Here is a 17,404-nt window from a genome sequence, read left to right as displayed (position 1 = left end):
CGATGAAATTTTTACACAATATGTTCGATCGTATGGAGCCATCTTTTACCAAAGGCGGCAAACACGAAAAATACTATGCCATCTTTGAGATGTTTGATACGTTTTTGCGTCAACCAGACTCAACCACATACGCGTCATCACACGTACGTGACGGGATTGATCTAAAGCGCATTATGATTACCGTATGGCTATGTACTTTCCCAGCGATGTTTTGGGGTATGTACAATATCGGTCATCAAGCGCTAACGGCGGTTGCTCAGCTTGGCTTGCAGCCTGAAGGCTGGCGTACGGTTATCACTAGCATGGCAGGCTATAACCCAGACAGTGTCTGGGCAAGTTTTGTCTACGGTGCGATGCAGTTCCTACCTATTTACCTTGTGACATTTGCCGTTGGTATTCTCTGTGAGATTATCTTTGCCGTCGTGCGCGGGCATGAAGTCAACGAAGGCTTCTTTGTGACCTCGGTACTATTTGCACTATGTCTACCACCAGATATTCCTTTATGGCAAGTTGCCTTGGGTATTATCTTTGGTGTGGTCGTAGCCAAAGAAGTATTCGGTGGTACAGGTAAAAACTTCCTTAACCCTGCCCTATCGGGTCGTGCATTCCTATACTTTGCTTATCCAGCCTATATGTCTGGTGACTCTGTATGGACAGCGGTTGATGGTTTCTCAGGAGCAACGCCTCTCGGTCTTGCTGCACTTGGTGTCTCTCCTCAAGATTTCGTCGATGTCTATGGCAATGCGATTACGTGGAGTGATGCATTCTTCGGTAATATGCAAGGCAGTATCGGTGAAGTATCAACACTAGCAATCTTAATGGGTGCCGTTGTTCTACTATGGACGCGTATTGCCTCATGGCGCATCATGGCAGGTTGTGTGGTTGGTCTTGTGGCTACCTCGCTTATCTTCAACATGATTGGCTCTAAAGACAACATGATGATGAACTTGCCGTTCTATTGGCACTTAGTCATCGGTGGTTTTGCCTTCGGTGCAGTGTTTATGGCAACCGATCCAGTCTCAGCTGCACATACCAATAAAGGCCGTTGGGCTTATGGTATTTTGATTGGTTTTATGACGGTATTGATTCGTGTCATCAACCCAGCTTTCCCAGAAGGCATCATGCTGGCTATTCTATTCGCCAACTTATTTGCGCCATTGTTTGATTACTTTGTGACCCAAGCAAACATCAAACGCCAAACAGCTCGGAGGGTTCGTTATGTCCAAGCCCAAAAGTAATAATGCGAAAACCATTAGTGTGGCATTAACGCTATGCTTGGTGTGTTCAGTATTGGTCTCAGCAGTTGCAGTTGGCCTAAAGCCAGCTCAGCTTGAAAACGCGCGTTTAGACCGTAACAAAAACATCTTAGTCGCGGCCGACATGTACGATGCTGAGTCTGACACACAAGACGATGTTGCCGAACGATTCAAAGACTTTGATGTCGAGATTATTGACTTAAACAAAGGTAATTATGTCGATGATGCAACGCTAGCAGACGCGGGTATCCCTGATCGTAATGCTTATGACGCTACTCAAGCGACTAAAAATCAAGCATTAAGTGACGACCTAGGTAACGATGATCCTGCGGGTATCGGTCGTAAGCCTAAATATGCCAAAGTCTATGTCAAAAAAGACGATGCTGGTCAACCTGAAGTAGTCGTACTGCCTATTCAAGGTTACGGACTATGGGGTACTATCTATGGTTTCTTGACGCTTGAGAGCGACATGAATACTATCAAAGGTATCAGCTTCTATGAGCATAAAGAAACCCCAGGTTTGGGTGCTCGTATCGAAGAGCCAGAGTGGCGTGCCAAGTGGACCGGCATCCAATCTTATGATGAGAATGGTGACGTTGCCACTGGTGTGACCAAAGCCGGTAATCCAAAAGAGAACTGGGTTGATGGTATCAGTGGTGCAACACTGACTAGCCGCGGCGTCAGTAACATGATTCAGTTTTGGTTAGGCGAGCAAGGCTATAAGCCTTATCTAGACATGCTACGTGAAGAGAGTGGCCAGACTATTGATGAGGCAGAGACACAAGCCAGTCAATCAAAATCGTCAGCTCAACCTAAAACCGAATTGGCAGCCAAGCTACCAGTAGCAAACGGCAAGGAGGCATAACATGGCTGATACTAAAAGTATTTTAACCACGCCTATTTTTGATAATAACCCCATCGGCTTACAGATCCTTGGTATCTGTTCGGCGTTGGCAGTCACAACAAGCATGGCAAATGCCATGGTTATGTGTGTGGCATTAACATTGGTAACTGCATTTTCGAGTTTCTTTATCTCGATTATTCGTAAGCAGATCCCATCAAGCATTCGTATTATTGTCCAGATGACCATCATTGCCTCATTGGTTATTTTGGTCGATCAGGTGCTAAAAGCCGTTGCTTATGATGTCAGTAAAGGCTTGTCCGTTTTCGTTGGTTTGATTATCACCAACTGTATCGTAATGGGCCGTGCCGAAGCATTTGCGATGAGCAATCCACCAATACCAAGCTTCTTAGATGGTATTGGTAACGGTCTCGGCTATTCTGCAGTCTTATTATTTGTCGCCACTATTCGTGAGCTACTAGGCGCAGGTACTTGGTTCGGTATCACTATTCTACAACCAGTGACTGACGGCGGTTGGTATATACCAAACGGCCTACTATTATTGCCACCGTCAGCATTCTTTATTATTGCTTTGTTCATTGTCATCGTCCGTATTTGGAAACCAGAACAGGTTGAAGAAGCTGAGTTTGTAATGAAGCCGCAGTCTAAAGGCATGGCACATGGAGGCGGTCACTAATGGGACATTATGTTAGTTTATTTATAACCTCAGTCTTTATTGAGAATATGGCGCTTGCCTACTTCTTAGGTATGTGTACTTTCTTGGCAGTATCAAAGAAGGTTTCAACCGCTATCGGTCTTGGTGTTGCCGTCGTCGTCGTCATGGCGATTACGGTTCCATTAAACAACTTACTATTCCAGTTCATCCTAAAAGATGGTGCATTGGCATGGGCAGGTTTCCCTGATATCGATTTAAGCTTCTTAGGTTTGCTTAGTTATATTGGTCTTATTGCCGCTACCGTACAGATTTTAGAAATGTTCTTGGATAAGTTCGTTCCTAGTCTATACAACGCCCTTGGTGTTTTCTTACCACTCATCACTGTAAACTGCGCTATCTTAGGTGGTGTACTATTTATGGTTGAGCGTGACTATAACTTCGGCGAATCAGTCGTTTATGGTGTGGGTGCAGGCTTTGGTTGGGCATTAGCGATTACCGCATTGGCTGGTATCCGTGAAAAACTGAAATACTCAGATATCCCAGCACCGCTGCGTGGTCTTGGTATAACGTTTATCACCGTTGGTCTGATGTCACTTGGCTTTATGTCTTTCGGCGGTATGTCAATTTAGACCGCTAAGCTTAAACACTTATTTAGCGATTTGACCTATTTAATTCATTTATTCGGTAGGGGTTCAGAAAAACGTTATGACGTTCCTTCGTTCCCCTACTCCATAGATTAAGGATACCTACCATGGATTACGCTACGGCGATTGGTGGCGTTGCTATGTTTACCTTGATCATCATGGGCCTTGTCGCCATTATTTTGGCGGCGCGCTCAAGACTGGTCAGTTCAGGCGATGTTACCATCCATATCAATGATAATTCCGATAATGACGTCGTGACACCAGCGGGCGGTAAACTACTGCAAACACTTGCGAGCGAAGGTATTTTCTTATCTTCAGCATGTGGTGGCGGTGGTACCTGTGCGCAGTGTCGTTGCCGCGTTATCGAAGGCGGCGGTTCTATCTTGCCGACTGAAGAAGGCTATTTTACTCAAGGCGAAATCCGCAATCACATGCGCTTAGCTTGTCAGGTAGCTGTTAAGCAAGACATGAAAATCGAGATTGACCCTGAGTTTTTTGATGTACAAAAATGGGAGTGTGAGGTTGTTTCTAACGATAACGTTGCCACTTTCATTAAAGAGCTGGTACTAAAAATTCCTGAAGGCGAAGAAGTTAACTTCCGTGCTGGTGGTTATGTACAGCTAGAAGCGCCACCGCATGAAGTGCACTATAAAGACTTTGATGTTGCAGAAGAATACCGCGAAGATTGGGAAAAATTTGGCATCTTTAATTATGTGTCAAAAGTTGATGAGCCAGTTATTCGTGCTTATTCAATGGCCAACTATCCTGAAGAAAAAGGTCTTATCAAGTTCAACATCCGTATCGCAAGTCCACCACCACGTGGCCCAGACGGTATCCCACCAGGTAAAATGTCTTCTTGGACATTCAGCTTAAAGCCTGGCGATAAAGTAACGGTATCAGGTCCTTACGGTGAGTTCTTTGCTAAGAAAACTGAAGCTGAAATGATCTTCGTCGGTGGTGGTGCAGGTATGGCACCAATGCGCTCGCACATTTTCGATCAGCTTAAGCGTTTGAACACAGACCGTAAAATCAGCTTTTGGTATGGTGCACGTTCTATTCGTGAGATGTTCTACGTTGAAGACTATGATCAACTTCAAGAAGATTTTTCTAATTTTGAGTGGCATGTGGCATTATCAGATCCGCTTCCTGAAGATAACTGGACAGGCTACACCGGCTTTATCCATAACGTCTTACTAGAAGAATATCTGAAAGGTCATCCAAACCCAGAAGACTGTGAGTATTACATGTGTGGGCCACCGATGATGAATGCTGCAGTCATCGACATGCTACATAGTATGGGTGTTGAAGATGAAAACATCATGCTTGATGACTTTGGTGGTTAAACCTACTGGTTAGGAAGTACGATTAAATCCATACTATAAAAAAGAGTCTCAATTGAGGCTCTTTTTTTGGCTCTGATTAAATAGCAAAGATAATTTGTGTTAGTAGTAGCCCTGATAGACCAAATGAATTTGATGCCGCTAATCGTATTTTTTGGATGTAGTGTAAGGCTACAAATTTAACTAGTCGCTAGTACTTATCATCCTATATCATGAACCATTCACATGTTAAGAAAGGAATCTTATGAAAACCAACATTAAAAAATCGACCATTTGGATTACTGGTGCCTCTAGTGGTATTGGTCAAGCACTTGCTATTTCTTTCGCCAAGCGAGGCGCCAGAATTATACTGAGTGGTCGTGATCAAGAGAAACTAGAAGCGGTCAGAAAAAACTGTAAAGGTGGCAAAAACCATATCGTTATCCCATTTGATATTGGTGACACCGATCAGACAAAAATAGCATATGAGTCAGCTATTCAGCAGGCAGGTAAAATCGATTGGCTAATCAATAATGCCGGCATCAGTCAACGCTCATTAATCATGGACACCACTGAAGACGTCGAACGGCAATTGATGGAGATAGATTACTTTGCACAAACACGTCTGACCAGACTGGTATTACCAAAAATGATCGCACAAGGCGGTGGTAAAATAGTCATGATATCGAGTATCGCAGGTCTACTAGGTACTCAATATCGCGGCGCTTACAGTGCTGCCAAAGCCGCTATTCATATGTGGGCGAACAGTTTGCGTGCTGAATTACATGATCAAGGCATAGAAGTTGCCACCATATTCCCAGGTTTTATCCAAACCAATGTGTCTATCAATGCGTTGACTGGCGATGGTAGCGCGCAGGGTACGATGGATGAGGCTACTAAAAAAGGTTTGACTGCTACTGCATTTGCCAGACAAGCCGTTAAAGCGCTATTGAAAGAAGAAGAATATATTGTTATTTCCGGTCAAAAAGAGAAGTTCGCCACCAAGGTCAATCGCATATCTCCGCCCAAGCTGTACAAACTCATTCGTGAATCAAAAGTGACCTAAGAAATCTGGCCAATTTAGATGACTATCGAGTGAATTGAAGACACGCCCTAGTACAAATATTATTTACGCCCAAAGCAATTGGCGTTATCGGTAGCAAGAGGTGTAAAATAAGCACAGTCTATTTTACACCTCTCACTCCTCTGCTATAGCAAAAAGCTTATGAAAACAATAATACTTTCTACTAAAAATACTCGTACAGGCTACGGCATCATCGCTCTTGTCGGTGCGCTTAGCCTCACCGCTTGCCAGCAAACGCCAGATTACGATTACCTAGCTGGTGAGACGATGGGTACTAGCTACCACATTAGTTATCAGCTACCCGATGATGCGGATGAAGCAGCGATACAAGCTTCGATAGATGAACGTCTAAAGCAAATAAATGACAGTATGTCTACCTACCAAGCAGACTCAACTATCTCTAAATTTAATCAGTTAGATAAAGAGACACCTATCACTATCGATGCAGATTTTAGTCGTGTGCTCGACGTCTCACGTATCGTGTACGAACAATCTGGCGGGGCATTTGATCCGACTGTGATGCCATTGGTAGAAACGTGGGGCTTTGGTAGTACTATGACCGTTGATCGGTTACAAAGCCCACCAACGGCATTAGAGATTGCCCAAGCTAAAGCATTGGTAGATTTTGACAGTATCATACATAAAGACAAAACCGTCTATAAAACCAAAGAGGGTGTCGAACTTGATTTCTCAGCAGTGGCAAAAGGCTATGGTGTCGATGTCATCGCTGACGTATTAAGAGAAGATTATAATATTCGCAATTATATGGTCGAGATTGGGGGTGAGATTTCGACCGCTGGTGTCAATAACCAAAAGCAGCCATGGCAAATTGCCATCGATGCGCCTATTGAAGGTAGCACAGTGAGCGAGCGTGAGACGATATCGGTCATTCGCCAACCAATCAATACGCATAATAAAATGCATTTAGCGACGTCTGGCAACTATCGTAACTCCGTCATATTCGATGGTAAACGTTATAGCCATACGATTGATCCCACCACTGGGGAGCCTATCGCTGGTGGTGCACCTTCTGTCACTGTAGCAGCTGACTCAGTCGCACTGGCTGATGCCTGGGCTACCGCGCTCACTGCGATGCCTTATCAGAAAGCATTAGAAGTTGCTAAAGAACAAAACCTAGCTGCCATGTTTGTCGTCTTGACTGACGATGCAAAAAAGAACAATACCGACGATAGCATTGATGATTGGCAAGTGATAGAAACACCTGCCATGCAAGCCCTACGCGCTGATAAAAAGTCTTAGATGCTAATACATGAACTAACACGATAGGTATAAACGAGCGAAACAAAAATTTGCTATACTATTATGTAGATAATGTTGAAGATATATCGTTATCATAAAGATAACTACCCTATTTTGAGAACTGAGGTGCCCACTATGCTTAGTCAATTGCTTCCTATGCTCGCTATTACCTTTACTGTATTTGTCCTATTTTTTGTTTTTATGGGTATCGGTTATATGGTAAAAAAGACACCACTGAGAGGGTCTTGTGGCGGTGTTGCTAAACTGATGGGCAACGAAAAATGCTCATACTGCGGCGATGATCCTAATAAGTGCGATTCTATCATCGCTGAACAGCAAGAGAATGCGCTTAAAGCCGCTCAATTAGGCAAGTCGGTATAGACTTAATCCTCATATGCACCGCGTTTGTTACCATACGCTGGTAGTATTTGCCTGACATCTGTTCTTATAATAGCGCTAGTTCTTTGAAAAGGACTGGCGCTATTTTTATTAGACTGCTCAAAGCATATCGCTCAGATCATATAGTTGATTCAATTTAAAAGTAGTACAAGGCAACCGAATGGAGATGTATATTAAATACTTCAAGCGAGGTTAACGCAGTAATACTTTTATAGTGGAATGACTATACCTCTCTTTTCAAAGTCACGACTCATATTTTGTACTCTGCACGTATTTCTATTTTTAATTTTCGATTCTGTTTTACTACTCTGATTTGCCATATCAGTCACCCTCTAGGTGCGTTTTCTTTGGTGTTGTTTACAAGCGACGATTCTTCGGCGCGGTTTAACGACGTGTTCTTTTTCTTACTCTAATAATAGTCGTCCTGTTATGCCTACCTCTTCTCACTCTCAACCGGATGTGCCATCACAGCCTCATTCGGATAATACCTCGCCATTGAAGCTGCCTTCTTCGCGTTTTACGTTTTGGCTCATATTGTGTGCCATGATTCTACTCGCCAGCAATATGCGAGCGCCTATCGTGGCGCTAGGCTCTATTGCGCCCGTCGTAAAAGACGCACTCAGTATCTCTGAGACGCAAATTGGCTGGCTAGGGGCAGTACCCATGCTGGGGTTTGCCATTGGTGCACTTATCTCACCAGCCATCGGTAAGCGATTCGGTCTAGAAAACACACTGATTGCGATGATTGCGCTATTAACTGCTGGTATGATTATTCGCAGTATTGTGCCGACTTGGAATTGGTTTTTGGTTGGTACGTTATTACTGACATTGGCTATCGGTTTTGCCAATACCTTAGCAGCACCTATCATCAAACAGCGTACACCCAAACATATTCCGTTGATAACAGGCTTGTTTAGTCTAACCATGACGGCAACAGCAGGCATCGTCTCGGGAGTGGTATTACCCTTGTCCGAGCAAGTAGGCTGGCAATGGGCACTAGGTGGCTGGGCAATTTTGGGTATCTTTGCAATTATTCTCTGGATTTTTTTGCGCTTGCGTTTAGGGTCATCTAACCATCAAGCAGTTGTCCTACCCACATCAGCTTCTTCCGATACATCTAGAAAATCTATATGGCGCCTGTCTTTTGCTTGGCAAATCGCCATCTTTATGGGTTTGCAATCATTGCTGTTCTATACCGTCGCCAGCTTTTTACCCTCCATTTGGATTGGTAAAGGGTTATCCGCTGTTCGGGCAGGACATATGGCTTCGGTGTTCCAATTTATGGCACCGATATCTATCTTAAGCCTAACGTGGCTGATCAATCGTGGTCGCCCTATTCAGGCATTGGCAGTATTTGCGTCAGTATTAAATGTCATCGGAGTATTAGGCGTCAGTTACTTATCACCGAATTTGGCTTGGCTATGGTCAGGTATGATGGGCATTGGTTGCTCAGCGATTTTTACCTTAAGTATGATGCTATTCTCGTTACGGACTTATACCACCAATCAATCAAGTGAGCTGTCTGGGATGGCACAAGCCGTCGGTTATTTGATTGCATTTTTTGGTCCGTTGGGTACGGGTTGGCTACATGAAGCGACGGGTAGCTGGGATTTACCTCTACTACTTATCTTAGTGTTAATGGTGATAAACGTGGTGATTGCGTGGCTGGTCAGTCGTCCTGTTATGGTCGATGGTAAAAAGTTTTAATAGTTACGATTAGATAAAGTAACCTTCGGATAATATTGGTATTCGTCTTATTTTGCTACACTGGTTCGATTGCATATAGGACAGAATAATTATTATGAAAGTATTTCCTCATTTCTCTCGACGCTTGCCAGCGGTGGCGATGCTAACCATGGCATTGGTTATCAGTGGTTGCCAAAAAGATACTGAACCAACTGACGCGACTGATTCGCAAAATACCAGTTCGCAAAGCACTGATGTTCAAGCCGCCAATACTCAAACAAGCACTCAAACCAATACTAGCCAAGTCACGGCTGATGCACCAGTATCCGCCGACCAACAAATCAATTCGCCGCTGACGATATTAGCGCTTGGCGACTCATTGACGGAAGGACTGGGGGTTGATAGTGATGCCAACTATCCTGCGCAGTTAGAAGCCAGCTTAAAAGAATTGGGCTATACCAATGCCAAAGTCATCAACTCAGGTTTGAGCGGTGAAACCAGTACTGGCCTAGTCAATCGTCTAGACTGGGTAGCGCAGACCAAACCTGACATTACTATTTTGACGATTGGTGCCAATGACGCGATGCGCGGCTTAGATGTGGTGACCATTGAAAAAAATATCCGTACTGCGGTCAAAACCCTGCAAGACAACGGCAGTCACGTTATCTTAGGGGGTATGTCGATTTATGACAATCTCGGTAATGACTATGTTTCCGCGTTTTCAGACATCTACCCTCGTGTGGCAAAAGACATGAATGTGCCACTGATACCTTTCTTTTTAGAAGGCGTGGGCGGTGACCCTGAGCTAAATCAAGCCGATGCGATTCATCCGACCAAGGAAGGCTATCAGATTATCGTCAAAGATAATATTTTGCCTATCTTAAAGCCTGAGATTGAAAAGTTGAAAGCCAGTAATAGCACTAATACGACAGCATCAAAAACGCCTAATGAACTAGCATCAAACAATACGCTAACTGAGACCACGCAATGACATCATCACCTTCAGCTGACACAGTGACGACGCCTACCGCTACAACAAAAGCATTATTGACCGCCTCGCATTTAAACAAAACCGTACAAGTCGGTGAGCAGACCCTATCCATTATTAAAGACGTGAATGTTCATATTAATGCGGGCGAGTTTGTGGTCATCATGGGCAAGTCTGGCTCTGGTAAATCGACGTTATTGGGATTACTGGCCGCATTAGACTACCCTGATAGTGGCACCGTTGAGCTGGCAGACCAAATGCTCAGCAGTCTTGATGAAGATGCACTGGCAGCTATTCGTCAGCGTGATATGGGCTTTGTGTTTCAGTCATTTCACTTGCTACCAACGCTGACCGTGGCAGAAAATATTGCCTTTCCGCTGGATATTGCACGGCAGCCAAACCCTGCACGAGTTGATGAGTTAATCGAAGCTGTTGGACTCGGTCATAGACGTGATAGCTTGCCCAATCAATTATCAGGTGGTGAGCAGCAACGTACTGCTGTCGCTCGCGCATTGGTCTCACATCCAAAAATCGTATTTGCTGATGAACCTACAGGTAACTTGGATGAGCAAAACGCCGACCAAGTCATGCAGCTATTGTTAGATTTAAGACAAAAAGTCGGTTCGGCATTGGTCGTCGTGACCCATGACCCTGCACTGGCGGAAATGGCAGACCGAGTCATTACCATGCATGACGGTATGATAGATGGATTAGCGGCCAATGGATAATCATTCTATAGGCGCCAATGGCAACGCTGCCGCTGTGAATAAAAGCAAAAGTAGTAACCCCTTCACTGCCCGCACTTTAGGTGCGAAAGCATTGTCTCGCAGTTGGTGGCGACGCTGGGTATATCCCCTGCTATTCCTACTCACGTTGATGCTATCGCTTGCCACCTATCTGACCTTGGACTCTATCCAACAGTCAGTGAATACCTATGTCAATGACAATCAGCTGGCACTCGTCGGTGGTGATTTAATCCTAGAAAGCAATCAAGCATGGCCTGAGGAAGTATTGGCGCAAGTCCAGACAATGCCTGATAGCCAAACGGTTTATGATTATCAGTTCAACGCTATGTTGGTTGCAGCAGACCAAACGCTGTTGGCTCGTATCAAAGGCGTTACTGCGGCTTATCCTTTATACGGTGAGGTTGAACTGGCGTCAGGCAAACCCTTGTCCGAGCAGCTAAGTGCAACAAATGTGGTGGTCGCGCCTGAAGTCCTAAGAAGTTTAAACGTCACGGTTGGTGACATTATCAATATTGGTGAGGGAACATTCACCATCAGTGATGAGCTCGTCAAAGAGCCGGATCGTCCGCTAACGGCATTCGGTTTTGGTGGTCGCGTCATGATGCAGCAAGACGCATTAGAATCGACCAATCTAATCGGTCAGCGCAGTCGGGTCAGTTACCAAATCGAGATGGCTGGCACGCCAGAAGTCATTGCCACTCAGCGTGAGCAGCTGACACAGATGTTAGTCAATTATCCTGATATAGAAATGTCTGACCCTACCTCAGAGGAGACGTCTGTCTCACGTATCTCTGATAATGTCTTGATGTTCCTTAAGCTACTGGTCATTGCTGTTCTATTATTATCTGCGGTTGCTATGTATGGGGTGATCACTGCGTTTGTGACCAAGCAGCAATCCAACGATGCCATACGTATGGCGCTGGGTGAGACCAGTCGTTCGATTAAGCGTAGCTATTATTGGTTACTATTAATCATGTCCGTCTTGGCCTGCGTCGCTGCCGTGTCGCTGAGCCTTGTATTACTCAAAATTGGTCAACCGTATCTGACGGCTATTTTACCGTCAGATTTAGGATTGGCCATTAACCCGATTAGTATCTTTAAAACCATCGTCATCGCTCTTGTCATGACGCTACTGATTACCCAGCGCAGTCTGCGTGCGCTTGATGGTACCAAGCCTGCAGCACTGCTTAATCAAAGCACTGGTCAATCCTCAAAACGCTTGCCTTGGCAGCAGCGGATACCATTCTTACGCTATGGTTTATTATTCATCGGACTGTATGCCTTCCTTGCTTACGAAGTGCAATCTTTAGCATTAGGCGCACAGATACTGGTCGGATTGATTGTATTCATCGCGATATTTTGGGCATTGGCTCGTGGTTGGCTCTGGTTGCTGGCGCGCATCGCCACTGGCAAAAAAATCAGTTGGATGCAGCGCATTGCCATTCATAATCTGGCGCGTAAAGGCAATCAATCAGCGCTGTTCTTTGTGACATTATCATTATCCGTTGCGGTATTGACCCTTATCACGTCGATTAATCACAGTATCAATGAGCAGTTTATCAATGCGTATCCTGAAGATGCGCCGAATCTGTTTTTATTGGATGTACAGACCGAGCAGCACGATAAGATAGACAGTATTCTCAAAGAACCTGTGACGTATTATCCAGTGATTCGAGCACGTATCGGTACGGCCAATGGTGTCGAACCCAAAGATATCGACGCGCCTGAAGGCGAAGACGACCCTACTCGCGTGTTCAATCTAAGTTATTCCGATACGATCATGGACACAGAGTTCATTACTGAGTCGCTGACTGACGATGCGCTTTATACGCCCATTGAAAATCAAGATGCGAGTGCCTCTGCGATTTCGCAAGTGCAGCCATTGTCTATTTTGGACACGGCAGCCGAAATGCTGAACGTCGGCATGGGTGATCAGATCAGCTTTAATATTCAAGGTATCGAGTTGGTTGGCGAGATTACTAGTATTCGCTCGCGTTTCGAGCGTGGCCCGAGTCCGTTTTTCTACTTCTTATTTGAGCCTGAGATACTGGCTAGCGCACCGCAAATCCAATTTGCGACGGCACATGTCTCTGCCGATGATATCCCTGAGCTGCAAGGTGAGCTGGTACGCGAATTCCCAGCGGTGACCAGTATTGACGGTACGATTATCGCGGAGCAAGTCCAAGGGTTGGTCGCGCAGATGAGCCGCTTGGTGTATATCTTTACCTTGCTTGCCTTGCTCACGGGCATCATGGTGCTCATCAGCTCGCTACTCTCTACGTCACAAGATCGTATGAAAGAGAGTGCTTCCTTTAGACTATTGGGTATGCAAAAGCGTGACTTGTACATGCTCAATATCTTAGAGCTGGGTGTGCTTGGAATTAGTGCGGCGACATTTGCGGTGCTTATTGCCACTGGTGGTGCTTGGCTAGCGGTTACTCAATGGTTCAATCTGCGCTTTAGTGTGCCATGGGCAAACTTAGGACTTGGCGGTATTGCGTTAGTTGCCTTGCTGTTTGCCATTGCCATTATCTATGTGAGATTGGTGATTGGTCGCGGGATTATGGCAAGAGTCAGGGCGATGGTTTAAGCGTATTCAATTTTGGCTTTAAACGAAAAAACTCCTATTAAGGAGTTTTTTCAATTCACCACTATCTGAAATAAAGAGACTCAGAAACCATCAGTAATTAAATCCATCAAATCTTGTCTTTCTATAAAATCGACTTCTGTTTTATATTTATGGTTTGAATCTATCAAATAGATAGATATTCTTAGCTGGCTACGGTCAAATGCAAAAGGCTCAACTTTATCATCATTTGGAAACAGAAATATCTCACTGTTTTTTAAAATAACCCAATCTCCATATTCATCTTCATCAGATTGCACTAGTAACAAATTAAATCCTTTACCACTCGAAAAATTGACTGCACCCCAAGCTAATATTACTTTATGTCGAAATTTAGGCATGAGAGGTTTTAATATATTTGAACTCGCAACTCCAAGATGTTTTAGTAAGCTTAAAGATAACTCATCAGACTGGTCTATTGCACTGAACCAGATACCTACTTTTTTGCCATCAAATGAAAAATTTATGTCATGTATTTTATCAGCTAGATTATAGACAAGTTCAGCTGACTCAGAACGAGCTACCGTTTGATTCAATTGAGTCAGAAAATCTTCCAAAGGAGTTCTTATTACTTTTTCAAATTGATAGCTCACAATACCTTTTCTTCTAAGTAATTCAATATCTTTTAGAGTTTTCTGAGACTCTACCTCCTTTATCTGTAAGTCTTTTGATAGCTTCTTATCTAAAAGCTTGTTTACCGAATTTCTATAACTGGCCTTATTATTATCGGTCGCAACATTTAGTTCATTTCTAACTTCATTCCAGTTTTGATAACGATCTTTAGGTCTTTTTTCGATAAGCTTATTGATAACTTCAGCCACTTTAGGAGATATCTTATTATTTACCTTATTTAAAGCCTTTGGCACAGTCATAAGATGCGCTGTCTCCCAATCTTTAGGGTTTCCAAGAGCATGCTCTCTTCCTGCAATCTGGAAAAACACCAAACCAATTGAATACATGTCCATTTGAATTGTGTTTTTTTCAAATCTATAAGCTTCTGGTGCTATGTAAGGCTCAGTACCCCATCCTTTAAACGTCTTATAGCGCGTTTTATCTTGTATGATTTTAGCTAAACCGAAGTCAGCAATCTTAAAAACTCCATTATTGATAAATATATTATCTGGCTTAATATCTCTATGAACTAAGACCTTATTAATCGCTTCCATTCCATCAATAATTTGGTGAAAAATGTTCAAGCAAAGCTGTTCGTCCAACATCTTTTTTTGCACATTCAGGAAATCTTGTAAAGAACCATCTTCCGCCAAATCCATAATAAGGTATGGCGTTTTAGAAGCTGTTCCATCATCAAATCCTCTGTAACTTATAACATTTGCATGCCTGATGCTTTGAGCAAGTTCCCACTCATTAATGAGAGAACGATAAGTGTCGGTATCTTCTAAATAATACTGTAAAGTTTTCAAAGCATACTTCTTCGTTCCATTTTTTTCTTTAATAAGAAAGACATGCCCCATTCCACCTTGTCCTAAGAAGCTAGAAACGGTGTACTCATCATTGTTGAAATGTACTATATCGTTAATATCAAGCATTTCAATCCTTAAAGTTCTGTTGGTTTAGCTCTGAAAAATTTGAAGTAGAGACTACTAAGGAATTTCTTTCTACATTAAAATTTTACCATGAGTATTTACAGTGTTATAGCTGACTTACTCATCTCAAGGCGAATTTAAATTCTACAGGCTCAGCTTATCTTAGAAGCGCCTTCTATTCATCTAGAGGGCGTTTTTTGCTTCATTCAATGTATCAGAATATAAACCAATATCAGCCATGCAGTTTGCTGATTTATTGGGGCGATTACCTAGCCCTCATTTGCTATACTAGCCTAACTTTTATCAATCAAATCCCTTCTTACAACATCCTCCAAAACAGCATGGTAGTCTTATGAAATTCTCAAAGTTCGGTCAAAAATTTACCCAGCCCACTGGCATCTCACAATTAATGGATGATTTGGGCGATGCGCTAAAAAGCGATCAGCCAGTCAACATGCTGGGCGGTGGTAACCCCGCCAAAATTGATGCCGTCAATGAGCTATTTTTAGAAACGTATAAAGCGCTTGGTAATGATAATGATGCAGGCGTGCCCAATAGTAGCGCTATTATCAGCATGGCGAATTACTCTAATCCGCAAGGTGACTCAGCCTTTATCGATGCTCTGGTTGGCTTCTTTAACCGTCATTACGATTGGAATCTGACGTCAGAAAATATCGCCTTGACCAATGGCTCACAGAATGCGTTTTTCTATCTGTTTAATCTATTTGGCGGCGCTTTCGCTGATGAAAAGAATGGAGCTGTAGACAAATCCATTCTATTGCCATTGACCCCTGAGTATATCGGCTATAGCGACGTGCATGTCGAAGGTCAGCATTTCGCAGCCGTATTGCCACATATCGATGAAGTGACGCATGAAGGTGAGGAAGGTTTCTTTAAATATCGTGTCGATTTTGACGCATTAGAGAACTTGCCAGCGCTAAAAGAAGGCCGTATTGGCGCGATTTGCTGCTCACGCCCGACCAACCCTACTGGCAATGTGCTGACGGATGAAGAAATGGCGCATTTGGCCGAGATTGCCAAACGTTATGACATCCCTCTTATCATCGATAATGCCTACGGTATGCCCTTCCCTAATATCATCTATTCAGACGCGCATTTGACGTGGGATGACAATACGATTCTGTGCTTTAGCCTGTCTAAAATTGGCCTGCCCGGTATGCGTACGGGTATTATCGTGGCCGATGCGAAAGTCATCGAAGCCGTCAGCGCGATGAATGCGGTGGTGAATCTAGCCCCGACGCGTTTTGGTGCAGCGATTGCCACGCCATTGGTAGAAAACGATCGTATCAAGCAGTTAGCTGATAATGAGATTAAGCCGTTTTATCAAAAACAGGCGACCCTTGCCGTGAAGCTGTTAAAAGAAGCATTGGGTGATTATCCATTGATGATTCATAAGCCTGAAGGCGCGATATTCTTATGGTTGTGGTTTAAAGACTTGCCAATTAGTACGCTTGAGCTATACGAGCGCCTCAAAGAAAAAGGCACGCTCATTGTACCAAGCGAATATTTCTTCCCTGGTGTCGATGTTAGCGATTATCAGCACGCGCATGAGTGTATTCGTATGAGTATCGCGGCTGACGAGCAGACACTCACTGATGGTATCAAAGCGATTGGTGAAGTGGTGCGTGAGTTGTATGATGAAGCTAAAAAATAAGATTAGCTACTAGAATCAAAATTCAAATAGCAAAATCAAAGAACGGACTTATTAATAGTCCGTTTTTTTATGTCGTTTGGTCAGTGAGGCAGGTTTGCTGGTTGGATGAAATATCTTCGTCCATTTATTTAAGCCATAAAGCACATAAGACAGTAGACAGGTATTGATCAAATCACGGATGCTCGCGGTAATCTGGTCACGGCTTAAACCAGCCAAACCAAGCGACTCAATTGTCTCTCGATTGTCCAAATACTCACCTAATAAAGCAATGCAAGTTACTATCACTAAGGCGATAAAAGATCTGATACCTTGCTTTTTAAAGATAGGACGCAGTAGCATTAAACATAGGAAATAAGCACCGATACCAACATAAATATGCAGGGCATCTTTAGCCAGTCCTGTCGCTTCAATAATACTCATTTTAAAGGCGGTAAAATCCACTATATATTCCAAATATAAGCCAGTAGAAAACAACTGAGGGTATCACTATAGCCATCCCACTATAAAAATATTACAGCGTTAACCTCGCTTGAAGTATCACATATACATCTACACTCGGTTGCCTTGTACTACTTTTAGATTGAATCGACTATAAACAATATGACTAAAAAGTGGTGGCTAAAAATTGACAGCTGATAATAAAATCTGAGAACAAAAAAG

The 17,404-nt window shown here is 43.5% G+C and carries 15 protein-coding genes; 13 read left to right on the top strand and 2 right to left on the bottom strand.

The annotated features are described in order from the left end of the window. Nucleotides 1–2: 2 nt before the first annotated feature. From JMW61_RS04555 to JMW61_RS04500, 12 genes are all read left to right on the top strand, one after another. The gene (locus JMW61_RS04555) at nucleotides 3–1,238 is read left to right on the top strand and encodes an NADH:ubiquinone reductase (Na(+)-transporting) subunit B (RefSeq protein WP_194196322.1); all 1,236 of its coding nucleotides are present in this window, start codon (nucleotides 3–5) and stop codon (nucleotides 1,236–1,238) included. Next, the gene (locus JMW61_RS04550; protein ID WP_201549775.1) at nucleotides 1,219–2,121 is read left to right on the top strand and encodes a Na(+)-translocating NADH-quinone reductase subunit C; all 903 of its coding nucleotides are present in this window, start codon (nucleotides 1,219–1,221) and stop codon (nucleotides 2,119–2,121) included. Before JMW61_RS04555 ends, JMW61_RS04550 begins: the two co-directional genes overlap by 20 nt. Nucleotide 2,122: 1 nt before the next feature. Beyond that, nucleotides 2,123–2,794, top strand: coding sequence for an NADH:ubiquinone reductase (Na(+)-transporting) subunit D (locus tag JMW61_RS04545; RefSeq protein WP_192519585.1), 672 nt, complete (start codon nucleotides 2,123–2,125; stop codon nucleotides 2,792–2,794). Next, entirely contained in the window at nucleotides 2,794–3,402 is a 609-nt protein-coding gene (gene nqrE, locus JMW61_RS04540) for an NADH:ubiquinone reductase (Na(+)-transporting) subunit E (RefSeq protein ID WP_011281361.1), read from the top strand. The genes JMW61_RS04545 and nqrE overlap by 1 nt, the downstream gene beginning before the upstream one ends. 122 nt (nucleotides 3,403–3,524) lie before the next feature. Beyond that, a complete protein-coding gene (nqrF, locus tag JMW61_RS04535; protein WP_194196320.1) occupies nucleotides 3,525–4,760 on the top strand; it encodes an NADH:ubiquinone reductase (Na(+)-transporting) subunit F in 1,236 nt (411 codons plus the stop codon). A 241-nt stretch (nucleotides 4,761–5,001) separates the two neighbouring features. After that, a complete protein-coding gene (locus JMW61_RS04530; protein WP_201549774.1) occupies nucleotides 5,002–5,802 on the top strand; it encodes an SDR family NAD(P)-dependent oxidoreductase in 801 nt (266 codons plus the stop codon). Nucleotides 5,803–5,961: 159 nt separating this feature from the next. Further along, entirely contained in the window at nucleotides 5,962–7,080 is a 1,119-nt protein-coding gene (locus JMW61_RS04525; RefSeq protein ID WP_201549773.1) for an FAD:protein FMN transferase, read from the top strand. Nucleotides 7,081–7,215: 135 nt separating this feature from the next. Continuing rightward, complete coding sequence (nqrM, locus tag JMW61_RS04520; RefSeq protein ID WP_110924429.1) at nucleotides 7,216–7,461, top strand: (Na+)-NQR maturation NqrM; 246 nt, start codon at nucleotides 7,216–7,218, stop codon at nucleotides 7,459–7,461. Nucleotides 7,462–7,908: 447 nt separating this feature from the next. After that, nucleotides 7,909–9,186, top strand: coding sequence for an MFS transporter (locus tag JMW61_RS04515; protein WP_201549772.1), 1,278 nt, complete (start codon nucleotides 7,909–7,911; stop codon nucleotides 9,184–9,186). 94 nt (nucleotides 9,187–9,280) lie between these two features. Beyond that, complete coding sequence (locus JMW61_RS04510; protein WP_201549771.1) at nucleotides 9,281–10,156, top strand: arylesterase; 876 nt, start codon at nucleotides 9,281–9,283, stop codon at nucleotides 10,154–10,156. Beyond that, nucleotides 10,153–10,881: an ABC transporter ATP-binding protein gene (locus JMW61_RS04505; protein WP_265090098.1), complete on the top strand. Its 729-nt coding sequence runs from the start codon at nucleotides 10,153–10,155 to the stop codon at nucleotides 10,879–10,881. Before JMW61_RS04510 ends, JMW61_RS04505 begins: the two co-directional genes overlap by 4 nt. Further along, entirely contained in the window at nucleotides 10,874–13,489 is a 2,616-nt protein-coding gene (locus tag JMW61_RS04500; protein WP_227687354.1) for an ABC transporter permease, read from the top strand. The genes JMW61_RS04505 and JMW61_RS04500 overlap by 8 nt, the downstream gene beginning before the upstream one ends. 80 nt (nucleotides 13,490–13,569) lie before the next feature. Here the strand turns inward: JMW61_RS04500 and JMW61_RS04495 are convergent, their stop codons facing one another. Next, a complete protein-coding gene (locus JMW61_RS04495) occupies nucleotides 13,570–15,072 on the bottom strand; it encodes a serine/threonine-protein kinase (protein WP_201549770.1) in 1,503 nt (500 codons plus the stop codon). A gap of 349 nt (nucleotides 15,073–15,421) precedes the next feature. Here JMW61_RS04495 and JMW61_RS04490 point away from each other — a divergent pair, with 349 nt between their 5' ends. After that, nucleotides 15,422–16,744: a valine--pyruvate transaminase gene (locus JMW61_RS04490; RefSeq protein ID WP_201549769.1), complete on the top strand. Its 1,323-nt coding sequence runs from the start codon at nucleotides 15,422–15,424 to the stop codon at nucleotides 16,742–16,744. Between the two features lie 51 nt (nucleotides 16,745–16,795). On the opposite strand, the gene JMW61_RS04485 is transcribed toward JMW61_RS04490, so the two are convergent. Next, nucleotides 16,796–17,185 (bottom strand): hypothetical protein, encoded by a 390-nt coding sequence (locus tag JMW61_RS04485; RefSeq protein WP_201549768.1) that lies wholly within the window; start codon nucleotides 17,183–17,185, stop codon nucleotides 16,796–16,798. Between the last annotated feature and the right edge of the window lie 219 nt (nucleotides 17,186–17,404).

The sequence above is a fragment of the Psychrobacter fjordensis genome (assembly GCF_904845995.1).
GTDB lineage: Bacteria > Pseudomonadota > Gammaproteobacteria > Pseudomonadales > Moraxellaceae > Psychrobacter > Psychrobacter fjordensis.
Note: the sequence above shows the minus strand (reverse complement) of the source record. Positions and strands in the feature narration are given on the sequence as shown.